Origin of the sequence: Paenarthrobacter sp. YJN-5 (assembly GCF_015040095.1) — a bacterium.
GTDB lineage: Bacteria > Actinomycetota > Actinomycetes > Actinomycetales > Micrococcaceae > Arthrobacter > Arthrobacter ureafaciens.
In genome coordinates this window covers 3,927,870-3,945,771 of sequence record NZ_CP053544.1, presented here as the reverse complement: position 1 = coordinate 3,945,771, position 17,902 = coordinate 3,927,870, and the positions used below count along the sequence as shown (strand labels likewise).

The 17,902-nt window shown below is 64.2% G+C and carries 11 protein-coding genes, 1 tRNA gene and 1 other RNA gene; 4 read left to right on the top strand and 9 right to left on the bottom strand.

The window, feature by feature from the left end:
- The first annotated feature begins 103 nt into the window (after positions 1 to 103).
- Positions 104 to 691, top strand: coding sequence for a TetR/AcrR family transcriptional regulator (locus HMI59_RS18205; RefSeq protein ID WP_166185845.1), 588 nt, complete (start codon positions 104 to 106; stop codon positions 689 to 691).
- Between the two features lie 93 nt (positions 692 to 784).
- Here HMI59_RS18205 and HMI59_RS18200 read toward each other — a convergent pair whose 3' ends face one another.
- A complete protein-coding gene (locus HMI59_RS18200; protein WP_021471657.1) occupies positions 785 to 2,131 on the bottom strand; it encodes an aspartate kinase in 1,347 nt (448 codons plus the stop codon).
- A 180-nt stretch (positions 2,132 to 2,311) separates the two neighbouring features.
- Here HMI59_RS18200 and HMI59_RS18195 point away from each other — a divergent pair, with 180 nt between their 5' ends.
- The gene (locus HMI59_RS18195) at positions 2,312 to 3,373 is read left to right on the top strand and encodes a hypothetical protein (RefSeq protein ID WP_193592106.1); all 1,062 of its coding nucleotides are present in this window, start codon (positions 2,312 to 2,314) and stop codon (positions 3,371 to 3,373) included.
- Between the two features lie 35 nt (positions 3,374 to 3,408).
- Here the strand turns inward: HMI59_RS18195 and recR are convergent, their stop codons facing one another.
- From recR to HMI59_RS18175, 4 genes are all read right to left on the bottom strand, one after another.
- A complete protein-coding gene (recR, locus tag HMI59_RS18190) occupies positions 3,409 to 4,008 on the bottom strand; it encodes a recombination mediator RecR (RefSeq protein WP_021471655.1) in 600 nt (199 codons plus the stop codon).
- A 72-nt stretch (positions 4,009 to 4,080) separates the two neighbouring features.
- Entirely contained in the window at positions 4,081 to 7,638 is a 3,558-nt protein-coding gene (locus HMI59_RS18185) for a DNA polymerase III subunit gamma and tau (protein WP_193592105.1), read from the bottom strand.
- Between the two features lie 33 nt (positions 7,639 to 7,671).
- An RNA gene (ffs, locus tag HMI59_RS18180) (signal recognition particle sRNA small type) lies at positions 7,672 to 7,768 on the bottom strand.
- An 858-nt stretch (positions 7,769 to 8,626) separates the two neighbouring features.
- Entirely contained in the window at positions 8,627 to 8,953 is a 327-nt protein-coding gene (locus HMI59_RS18175) for a hypothetical protein (RefSeq protein ID WP_193592104.1), read from the bottom strand.
- A 328-nt stretch (positions 8,954 to 9,281) separates the two neighbouring features.
- Between HMI59_RS18175 and HMI59_RS18170 the strand changes: the two genes are divergently transcribed.
- A tRNA-Ser gene (locus tag HMI59_RS18170) sits at positions 9,282 to 9,366 on the top strand.
- Positions 9,367 to 9,445: 79 nt separating this feature from the next.
- Here the strand turns inward: HMI59_RS18170 and HMI59_RS18165 are convergent.
- Complete coding sequence (locus HMI59_RS18165; RefSeq protein ID WP_021471652.1) at positions 9,446 to 10,345, bottom strand: LysR family transcriptional regulator; 900 nt, start codon at positions 10,343 to 10,345, stop codon at positions 9,446 to 9,448.
- Positions 10,346 to 10,468: 123 nt separating this feature from the next.
- On the opposite strand from HMI59_RS18165, the gene HMI59_RS18160 reads away from it, so the two are divergent.
- Positions 10,469 to 13,930 (top strand): bifunctional proline dehydrogenase/L-glutamate gamma-semialdehyde dehydrogenase, encoded by a 3,462-nt coding sequence (locus HMI59_RS18160; protein ID WP_193592103.1) that lies wholly within the window; start codon positions 10,469 to 10,471, stop codon positions 13,928 to 13,930.
- A 931-nt stretch (positions 13,931 to 14,861) separates the two neighbouring features.
- On the opposite strand, the gene HMI59_RS18155 is transcribed toward HMI59_RS18160, so the two are convergent.
- The 3 genes from HMI59_RS18155 to HMI59_RS18145 all read right to left on the bottom strand — a co-directional run bounded on the left by HMI59_RS18155 (position 14,862) and on the right by HMI59_RS18145 (position 17,862).
- Positions 14,862 to 15,149: a hypothetical protein gene (locus HMI59_RS18155; protein WP_193592102.1), complete on the bottom strand. Its 288-nt coding sequence runs from the start codon at positions 15,147 to 15,149 to the stop codon at positions 14,862 to 14,864.
- A gap of 28 nt (positions 15,150 to 15,177) precedes the next feature.
- On the bottom strand, positions 15,178 to 15,984 hold the full coding sequence (locus HMI59_RS18150) for a DUF2599 domain-containing protein (protein ID WP_193592101.1): 807 nt from the start codon (positions 15,982 to 15,984) through the stop codon (positions 15,178 to 15,180).
- Between the two features lie 948 nt (positions 15,985 to 16,932).
- Positions 16,933 to 17,862, bottom strand: a complete 930-nt coding sequence (locus HMI59_RS18145) for an oxygenase MpaB family protein (protein WP_193592100.1) — start codon at positions 17,860 to 17,862, stop codon at positions 16,933 to 16,935.
- Positions 17,863 to 17,902: the final 40 nt, after the last annotated feature.

Genomic DNA, 17,902 nt, shown 5'->3' with positions numbered 1-17,902 from the left:
CTCCCTTGTGCATGGCCTTTTCAGGACTTTCACCAAGGGTAACGCTAGAAATCTAGTGTGACTAGGTTTTTAGGGCAGAAGCCCGCAAATATAGACTGAACCAATGTCTACTTCGAGGGCACGCGGACAGTACGCCAAGGGCGCCGAGCGCCGGGAACAGATCATCCAGACAGCCACAGACGTCTTCGCCACCGAAGGATTTGAAGGTACAGCGCTCAAGCGGGTCGCCGAACTCGTAGGAGTCCGGGAAGCAACGCTGTTCCACTACTTCAAGGGCAAGCAGGAGCTCCTCACGGCGGTCCTCGCCGAGCGCGACCGCCGGGCAGCCGCCGTCGGGAATTCCGAAAAAGCGGGACTTGACCTGATGGCCCCGATCGCAGAGCGGAACCGCCAGGAGCCCGGGCTGACCACCCTGTACGCGGTGGCGTCGGCGACCGCCAGCCACCCCGGGCATGACTCCCACGAATACTTCCGCCAACGGTACGAAGCCCTGGTGGGGGACATCAGCGCTGATATTTCCCAGCGCCAGCACCTGGGGGAGGTTCGGTCCGACGTGGACCCTGGGCAGCTCTCCCGCCTGGTGGTGGCGGCCTTCGATGGACTCCAGCTGCAATGGCTCTACGACAAGGACGTGGATATGGCCCAGGGACTCCGGACCCTCATCGATGTCCTCTTGCCCCCGGCCGGATGACCTGCCGAAGCAGTTAACGGATAACGCCGCCCTGAAGCCTCAGGACGGCGTTATCTTTTTGGACCTGTCAGGGCTTGGGGCCCGGGGAAGTTCCTAGCGGCCGGTGCCGCCGTAGACGGTAGCCTCGGCGTCGCCGTCGAGCTCGAATGCGGCGTGGATGGCGCGGACGGCGTCATCGAGCTTGTCTGCGCTGGTAACCACCGAGATGCGGATTTCCGAGGTGGAGATCATGTCGATGTTGATGCCGGCGTCAGACAGTGCCTTGAAGAACGTAGCCGAAACGCCCGGGTGCGAACGCATGCCGGCGCCGATGAGGGACAGCTTGCCGACGTTCTCGTTGTACTCGATGCTCTCGAAGCCGATCTGGCCCTCAGCGGCGCGAAGGGCGGCCAGGGCGTCGGCGCCTTCAACGATGGGCAGCGTGAAGGAGATGTCCGTGCGGCCCGTCCCGTGGGTGGAAACGTTCTGGACGATCATGTCGATGTTCGAGTGGGCATCGGCGATCACCTGGAAGATCGCGGCCGCCTTGCCGGGGATGTCCGGAACGCCAACAACGGTGACCTTGGCTTCGGACCGGTCGTGTGCAACGCCGGAGATGATTGGCTGCTCCAAGGCAACTCCCTCTTGAATCGTGAACTTTTCATCGGCACCCGGGATGACCCATGTGCCTTCGTGGTTACTGAATGAAGACCGCACGTGCAGCGGCACGCCGAACCGGCGGGCATACTCCACGCAGCGCAGGTGCAGGATCTTGGCGCCGGACGCAGCGAGCTCCAGCATTTCCTCGCTGGAGATGCGGTCGATCTTCTGGGCGGAAGAAACCACGCGGGGATCGGCAGTGTAGATGCCGTCAACGTCCGTGTAGATCTCGCAAACGTCCGCCTCCAGCGCTGCGGCCAGTGCAACAGCCGTGGTGTCCGAACCGCCGCGGCCCAGCGTGGTGATCTCATTGGTGACGCGGGTCATGCCCTGGAAGCCGGCGACGATTGCGATGTGGCCCTTGTCCAGCGCCGTCCGGATCCGGTGCGGATCGACGTCGATAATTCGCGCCTTGCCGTGGATACCATCGGTAATCATGCCGGCCTGCGAACCGGTAAACGACTGGGCGGAAGCACCAAACTTGTTGATCGCCATTGCCAGCAGAGCCATGGAAATACGCTCGCCGGCGGACAACAGCATGTCCATCTCACGGGCCGGAGCGGAGTCGGTGACCTGGGCTGCGAGGTCGAGGAGCTCATCTGTGGTGTCACCCATTGCGGAGACGACAACGACTACCTCGTTGCCGGCCTTCTGCGCATCCACCACCCGCTGGGCAACCCGTTTGATGCCGTCGGCATCGGCAACCGAGGAACCGCCGAACTTCTGGACGATCAGCTGCTTGGTAATGGCAGCTCCGCCTGCGAGCTCTTCGATTTTCACTTCGGTAGTGGGCATAGTCATGCGCGCACCCTCACTGCAATTAATAGGGTTCGAATCCGGCGTACCAATATCCTCATTGGAGCACGCCGGCGTAGCTTATTTGCCAAGTTTATCGCCGGGTGCTCCCCACGCAGGAATTGTGACCACATGGCGGCATCATGAGGCATTTCGGCCTATGATCGCCCGGCGTACTATCCATTTATGACGTTCCAGGGCGGAGATTCCGACTATGAGGTGATCGGTGGGGGAGTCATTGATGACCGTCGTCCGCGCCGTGCCGGGACCGAGGCGGGACCGGCGGCGGCCCACGACGATGGGTCACCGGCCCATCCGCTCAATCCGGTGGGTTCAGCGGCCCGCGCTGCCTGGTCGGATGTGGTCGCGTCCCTTGGCTCGTGGCGGTACTGGACTGCATGCGTTCTGGAAATAGCGGCCGCCTGCGCCTTGACCGCGGCGCTGGTGGGATTCGGCGCAGCCAGCGGATGGTTCGAAACAGGCCTGTGGGAAGCCGTCCACCTGCTGCTGGGGGCTTGGTTGGTCCTTGTGGCTGCAGTCCATGGAGCCGTCCGAGGGTTCAGGCGTCCCGCGTCCGGCGTTCTTGCCGCCCTGTTCTCAGGAGTGCTGCATGGCCTGGTCCTGGCGCTTTTGTCCGGCGTTGTCCTGGCTGCGGTTGGCGCAGCAACCGGAGGGCCGATCGCGCTGGCGATTGCCGCCGTCGTAGTTGTCACTGTGGAGGTGGCGCTGTTCGGGCTGATCGGTGCCGGCAGCCGCGCTTGTTTCCGGAGGGCCTTGCCCGGAGGCGTGCTTGTGGCCGTGCTTCTGGCCTTCCTGTTGTTCGGAAACGTGGTGGCAACCCTCGCGCTGCTTCCGGGCACGTCCACCACTGCGCAAGCCTCGGTTCCGGTCAACGTGGAGCGCGACGAATCCGGACGCATGACCACTTATGAATGCGTGGGCCAAACGCGCCCGGTTGAGGTTGCGCACACCGATCGGGTGGCGTGGATCGCGGCGAGCAACCCGGCGATGGTCTTCGGGAGCACGGCAGGGGAGTTTGTTCCCAGGAACAGCGATTTAGCGTGGATACTCGCCGGGTTGCAATGGGCCGCCGATGGTCCGCAGCGGGACGTTCCCTGCCTCGGAGGCGAATCGAGTGACAGCCTGCCGCCAACGGTGCCGGTCGCGGTCACCGGCCTGGCGCTGCAGGGCGCCGTGGCCGCGTTGGTGGTGATTCCCGGGCGGATGCGGTTGCGCCGGAAGGCCTGAGCTATTCGGCGCTTGCGTTGGTCAGGGGCCCGCGGTCAGGCGAGGGCGTTGCGGCGGCCCTCGAAGGCACGGCCAAGCGTCACTTCGTCGGCGTACTCAAGGTCTCCGCCCACCGGCAGCCCGGACGCGAGGCGCGTGACCGTGATGCCGATCGTTTTCAGCATCCGTGCCAAGTAGGTGGCCGTCGCCTCACCTTCGAGGTTCGGATCGGTGGCGATGATGATTTCCTGGATGGCGCCGTCGTTGAGCCGCGTAAGGAGCTCGCGGATCCGCAGTTGTTCCGGGCCGACGCCCGCGATGGGGTTAATGGCGCCGCCCAGTACGTGGTAGCGCCCACGGAAGGTGCGCGTACGTTCAACGGCCAGGACGTCCTTCGATTCCTCCACCACGCAAATGACCGAGGGGTCCCGGCGGGGGTCGCGGCAAATGTTGCAGGTTTCCTGCTCAGTGACGTTGAAGCACACAGAGCAGAACTTCACGCGTTCCTTGACGGTGGTGATGGCTGCAACCAGGCGCTTCATATCCTCGGGATCAGCCTCGAGGATATGGAACGCCAGGCGCTGCGCCGATTTGGGCCCAACGCCGGGGAGCCGGCCGAGCTCGTCAATCAGCTCTTGAACTGCACCTTCGTACACAATGTCCTCGTTCGTTTCGTTGCAATGCCGCTGCGCCCAGGGTTAGGGCTGCGTGCCAGGCGCAAATGGTGGTCAGCGCATGTGGAGGGGAGAACCGTCCAACGACCGCTCTTCAATCAGCTTCCCGCCCAGAATACGCTCCACCGCGGCGCGTCCGAACACCCTCGATTCCTCGATGGTCTCGTCCTCGGGGCTGGGGATGTCCTCCGCCACGCTGGTCGGCTGGGCTTGGGGATGGGCAGGCGCCTGGACGCGGCCCCGCTGGGCCTCAGGGCTGTTGGTCAACCGCTGGTAGAGGCTCTGCTTGACCGCCGGACCGCCCGACGGCGCGTCCCCTTCGAGCGTGGCGACGGAACCGTGGGCCTCCTGCGGCTCCAGGGACGACAAGGGCCACGCCGGTGCCTTCTGCTGGGTTTGCGTCCTGCCGGTTCCGGGCCATTCCGACGGCGGTGCGACGTCCCAGCCTGAGGAACCGTTGTTCCCGGCGCTGGTTGGCTGGCCGTAGGTGGAGGGCTCGGCGGTTTCGCTGCCGATGTCAGGAGTCCCGGCCGTTGGAGCCTGTGCTGTTGCCGGTATCTGGGCTGTTTTCGGTATCTGGGCTGTTGCCGGTATTTGGGCTGCAGCTGGCTCGTACTGCGGGGCCGACTCGTTCTGCGAGGGCTGGGCCGCTTGGTGGTCGCTGCTGTTGCCGTTGGCTTTGGCTTTACCGCCAACGTTGGATTCCGTGCCAACAACCCACGTTCCCGGCGCATGTTCCACCGCACGTGACCACGGATCCTGGGCGGGATCCGGCCGCGAGGGGGTCTCGGTGGCATTCGTGGGTTTCGTGGCCTGCGTGGGCTGTGGGCTTGCCTGTGGGCGCGACGGTGTCCGGGGCCGTGCGTCGGCCTGGGCCTGCGCAGGGGCAGGGGCGGTCGGGGCCTCGTACCGGGGCGTCGGCTCCCAATCAGCCGGCGGTTCTTCCTCCAGCGGCGGGGCGTCCTCGTCGAGTGGTGGGCCCCAATCGTCATCAGGGTACGAGTAGTCGCCGGCCGTGTCAGGCGCGGATGCCTGGGGTCCGGCCTGGGGAGTTGCCTGCGGTCCAGCAGGTGGTTCTTCCGGCGTCTTCGGACCGGTCAACCAGACCGATTCCCGGTCCACCGGGGGAGCGGCCGGCCAGCTCGGAGCTTCCGCGTTCTCCGTACTGCGGGCGGAGGACTCTGAGGTGCTGGCAGTGTGATCCGTTGAAACGGGTTCCGGCGCTGTTGGCTCCGGGGCGTGGGTTTCCTGTGCAGGAGCTTTGTGGGGCGCGTCCTGTGCAGGATCTTTGCCGGCGGAAGATTCTTCTTCAGGGCGTGACTCCGGGGCAATGCCCCACGCTGCATCCACGGCGGTGGCAGCTGCCGGAGCTGGTGCTGGAGTAGCCGCGACTGGTGCCGGCACTGCTGGTGCTGGAGCTAGCGGAGCTGTATCCGATCCGCTGGTCAGGTGTGCAGCTCCGTCTGAAAGCGTGTTTCCGGCTCCTTGGGCGCCGGAAACCGGTTCTTGCGCGTTTGTTGCCGGAGTGTCCCGGCTAGTACGTGCTTTTGGGTTTGGTTCAGAGCTCGCTGAGCTGTTGGCGCCTGCCACTGCGACAATCTGGCAATCGATGCCGATGGTCTTGTGGATGGCCTGGCGCAGGTTCTCAGCATGATCGGCGCGTCCGAACGCCCCGGCAAGGCCACTGGTTGTGAAGGCCAGGGTAAGGACTTGGGCGTCGTACTGGGCCACTTGGGCGTTGGGTTCCACCAAGGCCCAGGTGCTGCGCTTGATCTTGGCCAACGTCTGCAGCACGTCCGGCCAAGCACGCCGGAGCGTTTCAACGTCTCCGCCGGAGGGGGTTGGGGCTGACGGAATGGCCGCGGGCCGAGCTTCCGGCGCAGGTGCGGACTGCGAGGCTGGAGCGGATCGCGTGGCTGGTGCAGGTTGTGAGGCTGGTGAAGGGTACGGCTGGTTCTGCTGCGCAGCCGGGCTTTGTGCCGCCGGTGCTGCCTGTCCCGTGGGCGCCGCCGGATTCTGCTGCGTCGCCGGAGTTTGCACAGGAGCTTGCTGTCCCTCAGCGGGACCCGTTGGGCGCCCGGAAGCGGACCGGTCCTCCACAGGCCAGTCGTTGGTGGAGACCCGTGGTGCCGTCAGGGACGTCCGGGCCTCGGCGGCCGGCTGCTGTGGCTCTCGTCGCTGGTGGTCCTGCGCTGGAGCGGTGGCAGGTGCAACGGGTGCCGACGGTGACGCGGGGGCAGCAGCGGTTTGGTGCTCAGCGGGACGTTCCGCTGATTGTTGGGGAGTCATGGGTGCCGTAGCAGCAGGGACAGTGAGGGCTGTTTGCTGAGCGGCAGGAGCCACGGGTTGAGCTGCCGGTGCCGGCTGAGCCTGCGAACCGGCGGCTGGTGCTGCCCCGGCCTGAGGTGAGGCTGAAGAGGCAGCCGGGATCCCGGCGTCGCCGGCGTAGTTGAGCCGACGTTCCACGCGGTCTATGCGCGCGGCGATCCCCCGCTCCGTCTGCTCCGCGCTCGGAAGGAGAATGCGGGCGCAAAGAAGTTCCAGGTGCAGCCGTGGTGACGTGGCACCGGTCATTTCGGTGAGGGCGGTGTTGGTGACGTCGGCAGCCCGGGACAGTTCAGCCGCACCCAGATTGGTGGCTTGGTTGCGCATGCGGGCGATCTGGTCCTCCGGCATGCCGCGGAGGATGGACTGGGCGCTTTCCGGCATGGCCTGGACGATGATGAGGTCCCGGAACCGCTCCAGGAGGTCCTCCACGAAGCGTCGCGGATCGTGGCCCGTCTGGATGACGCGGTCAACGGCACGGAACACCGTGGCGGAGTCCGCCGCGGCGACGGCATCGACGACGTCGTCAAGAAGGGAGGCATGGGTGTAGCCAAGCAGGGCAACGGCGAGCTCGTAATCGAGGCCGTTCGGTCCGGCTCCAGCCATGAGCTGGTCCAGCACGGAAAGGGAGTCGCGCACTGAGCCGCCACCGGCACGGATCACCAGAGAAAGCACGCCCGGAGCCACGGGCACATTCTCCTGGTGGCACAGCAGCTCAAGGTATTTGATGAGCGGCTCCGGCGGCACCAAACGGAAGGGGTAGTGGTGCGTGCGGGAGCGGATGGTGCCGATGACCTTGTCCGGTTCCGTGGTGGCGAAGATGAACTTGATGTGTTCCGGCGGCTCTTCGACGATCTTTAGCAGCGCATTGAAGCCGGCCGAGGTGACCATGTGGGCTTCGTCAATGATGAAGATCTTGTAGCGGTCGCGAACAGGGGCGAACGTGGCGCGTTCACGGAGATCCCGCGCATCGTCCACACCGCCGTGGCTGGCGGCATCGATCTCGATCACATCCAGCGAACCCGAACCGCCGCGGGCAAGCTCGATGCAGCTGGGGCACTTTCCGCAGGGAGTGTCCGTGGGGCCCTCGGCACAGTTCAGGCAGCGCGCGAGGATGCGCGCGGAAGTGGTCTTGCCACAGCCGCGCGGGCCGGAAAAGAGGTAGGCATGGTTCACGCGGTTCTTCCGCAGCGCCGTCATCAGCGGCTCCGTGACGTGTTCCTGCCCGATAACGTCCGCGAACGAATCCGGGCGGTACCTTCGGTACAGGGCAGTTGTAACAGTCACAGGGAAAACCTACCTATAGGGACTGACATTTAAATGAGAGACCCCTCATGCACCCGCCAGAGCCCATCTACCCTTGCTACCTTCCGGTCCTGGGGGAGTTCAACAGGATGACGCCACATGAGGGGCCGTCGACAAGCTTACCCGAACTTGGGGCACGGTTCGAATCGGCTGGAGGGGGCTGTGGAAACCGCTCGGCGGCGGGTGTTCCGCGCCGTCGAACCCGGCCGTCCCTCTATCAGGTCCCGCCCGTTTCCGGTCGTCCCTCTATCAGATCCCGCCCGTTTCCGGCCGCCCCTCTATCACTTATCGACCCGAGCTCTGTGCACCCGTTTCCGCTTGGCGCACCCGTTGTGGGTGGGCGGCGCACCGGTTGCCGCTTGGCGCTCCCGTTCTTATGGATGCGGATTGCGGGTAGGGGTGCGGCATCACGGCCGGCCCCGGCATTTGCCCGGGGTGGGGGCGTGCGGACGTTCTGAGTGGGCTGCGCACCTGTTTCCGCTTCGCGCACCCGTTGTGGGTGAGCGGCGCACCCGTTGCCGCGTGGCGCTCCTGTTCTTATGGGTGCGGATTGCGGGTAGGGGTGCGGTGTCAACGGCCAGCCCCAGCGGTGGGCGTCGGCGTCTGCCCGGGGTGGGGCCGTGCGGCCACCCTGTCTGGGGTACCCGTTTCCGCGTGGCGCACCCGTTGTGAGTGGGCGGCGCACCCGTTGCCGCGTGGCGCCCCCGTTCGTATGGGTGCGGATTGCGGGAAAGGGCGCGGCGTCAACGGCCAGCCCCGGCGGTGGGCGTCGGCGTCTGCCCGGCGTGGGGCTGTGCGGCCATTCTGTCTGGGTGCACCTGTTTCCGCGTGGCGCACCCGTTCTGAGTGGGCTGCGCACCCGTTTCCGCGTGGCGCTCCCGTTCGTATGGGTGCGGATTGCGGGAAGGGGTGCGGCGTCGGCGGCGGGTCAACGCCCAGCCCCGGCCCCGTGTGCGGGCCGGGCGGCGGGTCAGCGGCGCCACCCGTTGACCGGCCATGTCATGAAGGCCGGTTCCTCGTAGGGGTGCGCCTTCCGCAAAGCCAGCACCACGCCGTCGAGCAGTTCTCCGGCGACTACGCACTCAACGCGGACTTCCGGCACCTGCTCCGGTTCACCGACGTCGCCGATGAACGGCTGCGCTCCTGGAAGGGGAGTGAAGCGACCTGTGCCGGGCGAGGTGAATGCGCAATGGGAATAGTCTCCGATTCGACCGGCACCGGCGTCGCCGATCGCCTTCAGTACGGCGTTCGCGTGATCTTCCGGGACGTAGACAACCAAGGCATGCAGTTCGGTCATAAAGACATTTTGTCAGCAACTAAAGCCCGGAAGTGGCCCCAAGCATTGCATCCGGGGTGGTCGCAGCGGACCATAAGTATGTACACCGATTGGGGCAATCTCCGTCGATTGTGAGCCGCGGGGCCTGGGCAAGAGGGGCCGGACCCGGCGGCTCAACGGAAGTACCGTAGGAATGGGCGCGTTGGGGGCGTCCATTTTTTCGTTAAAGTCCTGTCGGGCAGGCTGCTGTCAACGGGCGGCGCCGCGGGCTTCGAACCCGCTCTGGCGCCCGATTGGGAGATGCCGAAGATCTCAGGTACAGTAGTATCTGCTTTCGAATCGGAAGCAAGGAGAATTCGCCTAGCGGCCTATGGCGCACGCCTGGAACGCGTGTTGGGTTAACGCCCTCGGGGGTTCAAATCCCCCATTCTCCGCGTTTGGCCCCGGTCCACTGGACCGGGGCCTTTTGCGTTCACCAGCCAAGCCCCGGGGCAGCCCCCACGAGACAGGGCGCTAGCTTTGCGCGGCCGCCACCCGCTCCAGCACCTCACGGCACGCGAGGATCGCCGGGTGGATGCGCCCGGCAGTGCGCGTGGACGTGAAGATGGTCCGCGCGGGCGAACCGGGCAGGTCAAGCAGCTGGACCGGCCGTTCCATCCCCGTCCAGACGAGGTCCGGCATCAGGGCTACGGCGTTGCCGGATTCGATGAGCCGGATCTGCGCCTGGAGGTCGGCGGTTTCATAGCGTACGTCGGGTTCGAATCCGGCTGAACGGCAGGCTTGCTCGGCCCAGTGCCGTGATGCGGCTCCACGGGGTTCCATGACCCACGGCATGGAGGCCGTGTCCGCGATGGATGCAACATGTTCCCCGCCGAGCCCCACCGGGGGAGTAGCCAGGCGAATGGCGTCGCTGGTCAAGGTCGCCCGGTCGAGGCCGGGGTGGTGCGGTGCTGCGTGCCCGGGGTACTGCTCGGCCACCACGATGTCGAAGTCCCTCGCCCACGTCTCGTAAAGCGCGGTTTCCGGCTCCCGTTGGGTCATCTCCACACGCACTTCCGGGTACTCCTGGCGCATGATCGTCAGGAATCCGGGGAGCAGCGCCAGCGCAGCGGACTGGAACACTGCCAGGCGCACGGTGCCGGTCACGGTGGAAAGAGACGCAGCGAGCTCCGTCTCGGCGCGTTCCAGCGTCTCGAGGAGGGCGGACGTGTGGGCTACGAGGATCTCAGCCTGGGGCGTGAGTTGAACGCGGCGCCCCGCTTTCCGGAGGAGTTCCACCCCGGCTTCCTTCTCCAGGAGGGTGAGCTGCTGGGAGACGGAAGACGGGCTGTATTGCATGGCGTCAGCCACCTCGGCGAGGGTGCCGCGGATCTTGAGTTCGTGCAGCAATCGCAGCCTGCGGACGTCCAGCACGGCAGCCTCCAAAACTTCGGGATGAGTAATGAATATTCGTCAGAAAAGGTCGCTTTTCCTAATGGGATTGTAGATCCATACTGATGGAAACAAACAAACTTCTCCGCCCCAGAAGGAGCCCACATGACCAGCACCCTCCCGGATGCGACCTCCCCGCGCACCCAGGATTCCGGGCAGTTCGACGCACTGGCACACGAAGCCATTGCGCTGGTTCGCCATTGGCTGACTGAAGCCGCCAAAATTCCTGTTGACGTGTCCGCGCAGCGTCTCGCCGGCGTCCTGAAGGACCCGCACGGCCTGGAGTTCACGGTCGGATTCGTCGACGGCGTCATCCGCCCCGAGGACCTGTCGGTCGCCGGCCGGAAACTCGCCGAACTGGCACCCAAGGTGCCCACGTTCCTTCCGTGGTACATGCGCGGCGCCGTCCGCGTCGGCGGGATCATGGCCCCGATCATGCCCCAGGTGGTCATTCCCATCGCACGCCGCGTACTCCGCGAAATGGTGGGCCACCTGATCGTCGATGCCACCGATGCCAAGCTCGGTCCGGCCATCGCCAAAATCAAGCAGGACGGCGTCCACCTTAACGTGAACCTCCTGGGCGAAGCGGTCCTGGGCGAGCACGAGGCCCAGCGTCGTCTGGACGGCACGTTGAAGCTCCTTGCCCGCGAGGACGTGGACTACGTGTCCATCAAGGAATCCTCCACCGTGGCCCCGCACTCCCCGTGGGCCTTCGACGAGGCAGTGGAGCACGTGGTGGAGAAGCTCACCCCGCTCTACCGCTTGGCAGCGTCGTTCCCCAAGCCCAAGTTCATCAACCTGGACATGGAGGAATACAAAGACCTCAGCATGACCATCGCCGTGTTCAAGCGGATCCTGGATATGCCCGAGTTCCTGAACCTCGAGGCGGGCATCGTCCTGCAGGCCTACCTCCCGGACGCACTCGGCGCCATGCAGGAACTGCAGGAGTGGGCCGCCGCACGCCGCGCCAAGGGTGGTGCGCCCATCAAGGTGCGTGTGGTTAAGGGTGCCAACCTTCCCATGGAACAGGTGGAAGCATCACTCCACGACTGGCCGCTGGCCACGTGGGGCAGCAAGCAGGATTCGGACACCAGCTACAAGAGCGTCATCAACTACGCCCTCACCCCTGAGCACATTGACGCCGTCCGCATCGGCGTCGCGGGACACAACCTCTTCGACGTCGCTTTCGCCTGGCTCCTGGCGAAGCAGCGGGGAGTCACTGAAGGCATCGAGTTCGAGATGCTGCTCGGCATGGCGACCGGCCAGGCGACCGCTGTCCGGAAGGACGTCGGCAGCCTGCTCCTCTACACCCCGGTGGTCCACCCGGGTGAGTTCGATGTTGCCATCGCCTACCTGATCCGGCGTCTCGAAGAGGGAGCCAGCCAGGAAAACTTCATGTCTGCCGTGTTCGAGCTCAGTGACAATGAACCGCTCTTCGAACGTGAAAAGCAGCGTTTCCTGAACTCCCTCGCGAACCTGAGCGAGGACGTGCCGGAGCCGAACCGCAAGCAGGACCGCCGCCTTCCGGCTGAGCCCGCCCCGACCGAGGGCTTCCGCAACACCCCGGACACCGACCCCGCCCTCCCGGCCAACCGGGCCTGGGGCCGCGACATCCTGGCGCGCATCCCCGGCTCCACGGCGGGTAACGCAATCGTCGAGTCCACCAAGGTATCCGACGCCGCCGAACTCGAACGCATCATCGCCGCAGCCCTCGAAGCAGGCAAGGCATGGGGTGCCCGCCCGGCAGCCGAGCGCGCCGCAATCCTGCACCGTGCCGGGGACATCCTCGAGTCCCGCCGGGCCGAGCTGCTCGAGGTGATGGCCTCCGAAACCGGCAAGACCCTGGACCAAGGCGATCCCGAAGTCAGCGAGGCGATCGACTTCGCGCACTATTACGCCGAACGCGCCAAGGATTTGGAAACGGTCGACGGCGCCACGTTCGTCCCGGCCAACCTCACCGTAGTGACACCCCCGTGGAACTTCCCGGTGGCGATCCCCGCAGGCTCGACGCTCGCAGCGCTCGCCTCAGGTTCCGCCGTCGTGATCAAACCGGCCAAGCAGGCCCGCCGCTCCGGTTCCGTGATGGTGGACGCGCTGTGGGAAGCCGGCGTGCCGCGTGAGCTGCTGGCGCTCGTGCAGCTCGAAGAGCGGGAGCTGGGCACGCAGTTGGTGTCGCACCCGAGCGTGGACCGCGTGATCCTGACCGGTGGTTACGAAACCGCAGAACTGTTCCGTTCCTTCCGCCAGGACCTTCCGCTGCTGGCGGAAACGTCCGGTAAGAACGCGATCATCGTCACCCCGAGTGCGGACCTTGACCTGGCCGCCAAGGACGTCGTGTACTCGGCGTTCGGCCATGCCGGCCAGAAGTGCTCCGCGGCGTCCCTTGTGATCCTTGTGGGTTCCGTTGCGAAGTCCAAGCGCTTCCACAACCAGCTGATCGACGCCGCGAGGTCCCTCACCGTGGGCTACCCGGACAACGCCACTACGCAGATGGGTCCCATCATCGAGCCCGCCAACGGCAAGCTCCTCAACGCCCTGACCACCTTGGGCGAGGGGGAAACCTGGGCCGTCAAACCCGAACGCCTCGACGGGACGGGCCGCTTGTGGTCCCCGGGCATCCGTTCCGGGGTCAAGCGCGGCTCCTACTTCCACCTGACGGAGTTCTTCGGACCGGTGCTCGGCGTCATGACCGCCGATACCCTGGAAGAAGCCATCGCCATCCAGAACGAGATCGAATACGGCCTCACCGCCGGGCTGCACTCCCTGGATTCCGCCGAAATCGGCACCTGGCTGGAGACCATCCAGGCCGGCAACCTGTACGTCAACCGAGGCATCACCGGCGCGATCGTCCAGCGCCAGCCCTTCGGCGGGTGGAAGAAGTCCGCTGTGGGTGCCGGGACCAAAGCCGGTGGCCCGAACTACCTCATCGGCCTGGGCAACTGGGTGCCCGCAGAGGCACACGCCAAGCGCGGCACCGTCCTGCAGGGTGCCGCTGCGGAGATTCTCGCCGCAGCGAAGTCCGTGGACGTCACCGGCGAGGAGCTCCGCGTCCTGGAGCAGTCGCTGTTCAGTGACGCCGACGCCTGGGCAAGCGAGTTCGGTACCCGCAAGGACGTCTCCGCCCTGACCGCGGAGCGGAACGTCTTCCGCTACCGTCCCATCCCGGTCACCATCCGCCTCTCGGAAGGCCAGCGGATCGCCGACCTGCTGCGGGTTGTCGCGGCCGGCGCGGTGGCCGGTTCGGCACTCAAGGTGAGCTCCGCCGTCGTACTTCCGGACGCCGTGGTGAGCGTATTCGCGAACCTGAATGTCAGCGTCCGGGTCGAGGACGACGCCGCGTGGCTGGCCCGCGCAGCAACGTTCGACGGCGGCCGCATCCGCCTGATCGGTGGCGACTTCACCGCGCTGAGCGCGGCGACCGGTGGCCGTCCGGACATCGCTGTGTACCACGGAGTGGTGACCCAGGCCGGGCGGATCGAGATGCTGCCGTTCCTCCGCGAACAGGCCGTGTCCATCACAGCCCACCGCTTCGGCACCCCGAACCACCTCTCGGACGGGCTGATCTAGCAGGTCACGCATCGAGGGGTTGGCTTTCGGTACAAAGTGCCCGTGCAAGGGTCGAGAGCCTCTTCTATATGCGGCCATACGCCGTGGCCTGACTCTGAGTCGACTGTGCAACATCCTGTTGCACAGTCGACTCACGGCCATATCGCTGTCCTCCAGGGCAAAGCCATCACCGCTGAAGAGCGCTACTGGTACTCCTCCGCTGGTACGCGTCCGCGGGAGTGGAGTGCGGACGGTCGCTCAATGTCCTGCTGAAAGTCGGATCCTCATTAGACGGTGCGCGGGATTCGCAAGCTAAGCCGTGTCCTCGAAAGGACAAACGTGACGTAACCTGCCAGCCACGGATGAATCGCCGGCAGCAGTTATGCGAAAAGTGAATCCAAAGGTGCCCGCAAGGCGGCGGCAGCTACCATCAAACCGCCCACGCCAATAAGGCCTAGACCCCAATCTTCGAGGGCGGCTGCCCGTTTGACAGTCGGGTCGTCAACCCCAAGGACACTCCGGCGGCGGCGATCGGAGAGACGCAACTTCCTCCATACGCCGTCACGGGGCTCTGCCTTTCGTCGACCTCGTTGGGAGGGTTCCAGGACCGCGTCGGCGGGGGCCTCGTTGATCTGGCTTTGCTGGAGCGCCCTGGCCTGTACCGCGATCACTTCCTTGCTGGTGAGTTCTGTCAGGCTCCCCTTCGTAGTCTCACACCAGGCGGGTTCCCCTGCCTTCCTGTGGTCATCAGGAAACCGGCTTGAAGGCCGATAAGCACCCTTCCGTCAACCTACGAGAGTGGTCACGATGCTGGCTGACTACCGTCGGCTCGAAAGTGCCATGTGGACCGCTAGCTCTAGGATCTCGAGGTGCCCAACGCGGAGAACTCCAAGCGGGAGTACGGAGGAGGTCAGGTCCAGCGATGGCCGAACCTGACCTCCTCCGTCACGGCCTAACGGTTCTGTTTTGCCCTTGATGACTTAATTGAGCCCATAATCAACAGAATCAGGCCGGCAATGGCCAGGCTGAGACCGCCGTAGAACATCACCTGCTCATGCACCGTGAAAGCTGTCAACTTTCGAAGAATCTCCGGATCGATGGAAGGGTCTACATCGAGACCCAGATCTTCAATGCGTGAGTAACGTGAAAAGGATGCCGTCCAAAGGGCGACTGCAACGGCTACTCCAACAACACCCATTAGCGCACCGGCAAACTTCAGTTTTTGGCTTTGAGTAATCATCTTTACCAACTCTGTCGTCTTGAGCGCATTAGGACCACTTACCATCGTATGGGTTGCACTGATAGCGAGTTAGAGACTCGGCCCAATTGATTGTGGGACGCCATGACTCCAGGTTGTACTCGGGTGCCGATGCTGGCCAACCCGCGATGTGGCAATATAGCTGCTCTTGGATCGAGTTGTTCCACCGCCACCCTTGGCTGCCGAGCTTGGAGACGATTTCGTCGCGGTGGGCCCACCATGTGTCGATGTATCGGTAAGTTGTTCCCCACGACGTCGGATATACGTTGATCTTGTACCCTTGGGAGACGAACTGAACGCCCGGTTGGTAGTACAGGTCAATGCCAAACCAAGGATCCGCTACCACTGGATAAAGCACGTTCGACGCCTTCGTGTGGTCTACGACCTGCACCAGTGAGCTGCCTACGATCTCATAGTGCGTCGCGATCTCCTTGCCCGAAGCGTCCTTAGTCCAAGGTGCTCCGACACCTGCTAGAAACTTTCCATCGGCATCTAGGATCTCGACAGTGCCCGATTCGAGCGTCCGCAAGGTTGATCCCGGAAGCAAATCAAGGGCGTATTCATACGTCGTTGGGGCGTCCGCACTCAAGATCGTCGTGGCAATCTGAAGCGACCCATCCGTTTTGGGCAGAATATTCGTCAAGCTGTCGTCGCGGTTATTGAACTGAACCTGTCCATTTTCGCCGACGATTGACTCTGCTCTCTTTTCGGGCGACGGAAGGTAGATATCCAAGCTGGTCTCATCCGCAGTGATCGTTGCAGGTTGTCCAGTATTGTCGGGAACTATCACGCTTTGCGCCCCCAGATCCTTCTCCAACTTCCCAGTATCGTTACGACTCAACTCTGCAGCCAAGATCGTACCCTGGAGCGTTTCGGGTGCTACTGCCGAAAGTGAGCTTTCCTCTGGCGCTTTCTCTGCGTGAGCTGGCGCTATTCCCGCCAACAAAACCATGGCCACGGTTCCGACAGTAACGGCTGTACGCCGTACTGGATGCTTCATATATTCCCCCAATTAAAGTCCGGATGTAATCCGGGACGTCCTCTCAACGGACGTCATGGAGACCGTCTCCGATGATGCGGGAATTAGTCAAGTCAATTGAAATTTGTAGGTTATACCTCGGGTCCGGAAGTGCTTGGTCGAACCTGAGCATGCGCCGCCGCGCAGGTCACACGGGGACAAAGTTGGCTTGACCTGAGGATCGAACCGTCGATGTGCGGGATGTCCGTTCTCAATCTAGTTGTCAGTCGCGACGTGGGAACTGACAGGTTGGATGAGAGAGATTCCAGCGGATCCTTCTCATTCATGTTGTCAGTTCCGTAAACCACCGAAGTGCTGCAGAGCGCGTGGCTCAAGGCCTTCGCCAGGCACGGCAACCGCAAACGCGAGCTGACAACTTGGCTGAGAAGCAGCCCGAATCCGTTAACTGACACGTTGAATGCGAAAACTGACAACTTCAATGAGAACGGACACGGGAGTTCTCGCAGCTACTGCCACTCCCGTTAGTTAAGAGCCGATAACGGATATTCCGTAAAGCTGTCCAATAGGGCTATGCAGGCGACCCTCCGGCACTTTTGCATTAGAGCTTGGAGCGCCGGTCCAAAGTTCGGAGAGCATGGACTGCCGACGCCGCTATCGCGCCAGTCCCAGAGGTAGAGTCCGTCTTCGCTGATCTCATGGAAGTTCCGGAACCCGAATCATCTTCTGTGCTGATTTCAGCCCGGTCACCCGCTCTAACAACAGGCATGTATAGACAGCGGTAGATGGCTAACCCCTCGACGTAGCCCACCCAAGCCGCTCAAGCCGACGCCGGGCAGCCAGCTCGCTGGGGCCGCGCCGGCCAAGGGCGAGGTGGACGAAGGCCAGGACCGCCTTGGCTGCCGTGATGGCAGGCAACGGTACGGGACCCAGGTGGGCTTTCCGTAAGCCAAGGAGCTCCCGGTACTTGGGTTCAAGGCTTGCGACGGCGGCGGCGAACAGAATGCGGTAACCCGGCCTCAGCATCGGGCTCAGGGGCGGCGTCCGGATGAAGTCGACCGTCTCGGCAAGGCGTTCGTCGGACCGCAAAACGCCGGAGGAGTACCAGCGGTCCAGCTCCCGCCGAACCTCCGTTTCCGTGACGGGCGGATCCTCCACACCCATGAGCCGGCCGGCCGATGCCCATTCACGGACATAGGCATCGGCCCCGCCGGGGATAGGGCCGCCAAAGATGTGGTGCGCCGCGAGGAACGAGTCGGCGTAGGTCACGTGGACCCAGCGGAGGAGCTCCGGATTGTTGGCTGCGTAGTCGCGCGGTGTTCCGTTCCCGTCGATGTACGTTCCCTGGACAAGCTGGTGCAGTTTCCTGACCCTGTTGGTGGCATCTTGCGCGGCTTCCGTTGAACCGTAGGTCACCGTGAAGATCCAGCGGATGGTGCTTGCGAGGCGGCCCAGGGGGTCTTCCTTGAACCCGGAATGCTCATACACGCCGGCAAGTGCGCCCGGGTGGAGTGCCTGCATCAAGAGGACCCGGATGCCGGCCACGATGGTGGACATGGAGCCGTGCACAGCCCACACCGCCGACCCCGGAAGGTGGTATCCGGCGTCGTTCCCTTCTGCGAGGCGAGGCACCCACTCAGGCGGTGTTCCGGACGTTCCGGTGAACGTGCGCTGAAGTTCGTGGCGGTACTCGAGGAAGTAGTTCCTCATGCGTGCCATTCTGTCCGAAAACCAAGGCTGCGCTCAAGGAATCCCTGGC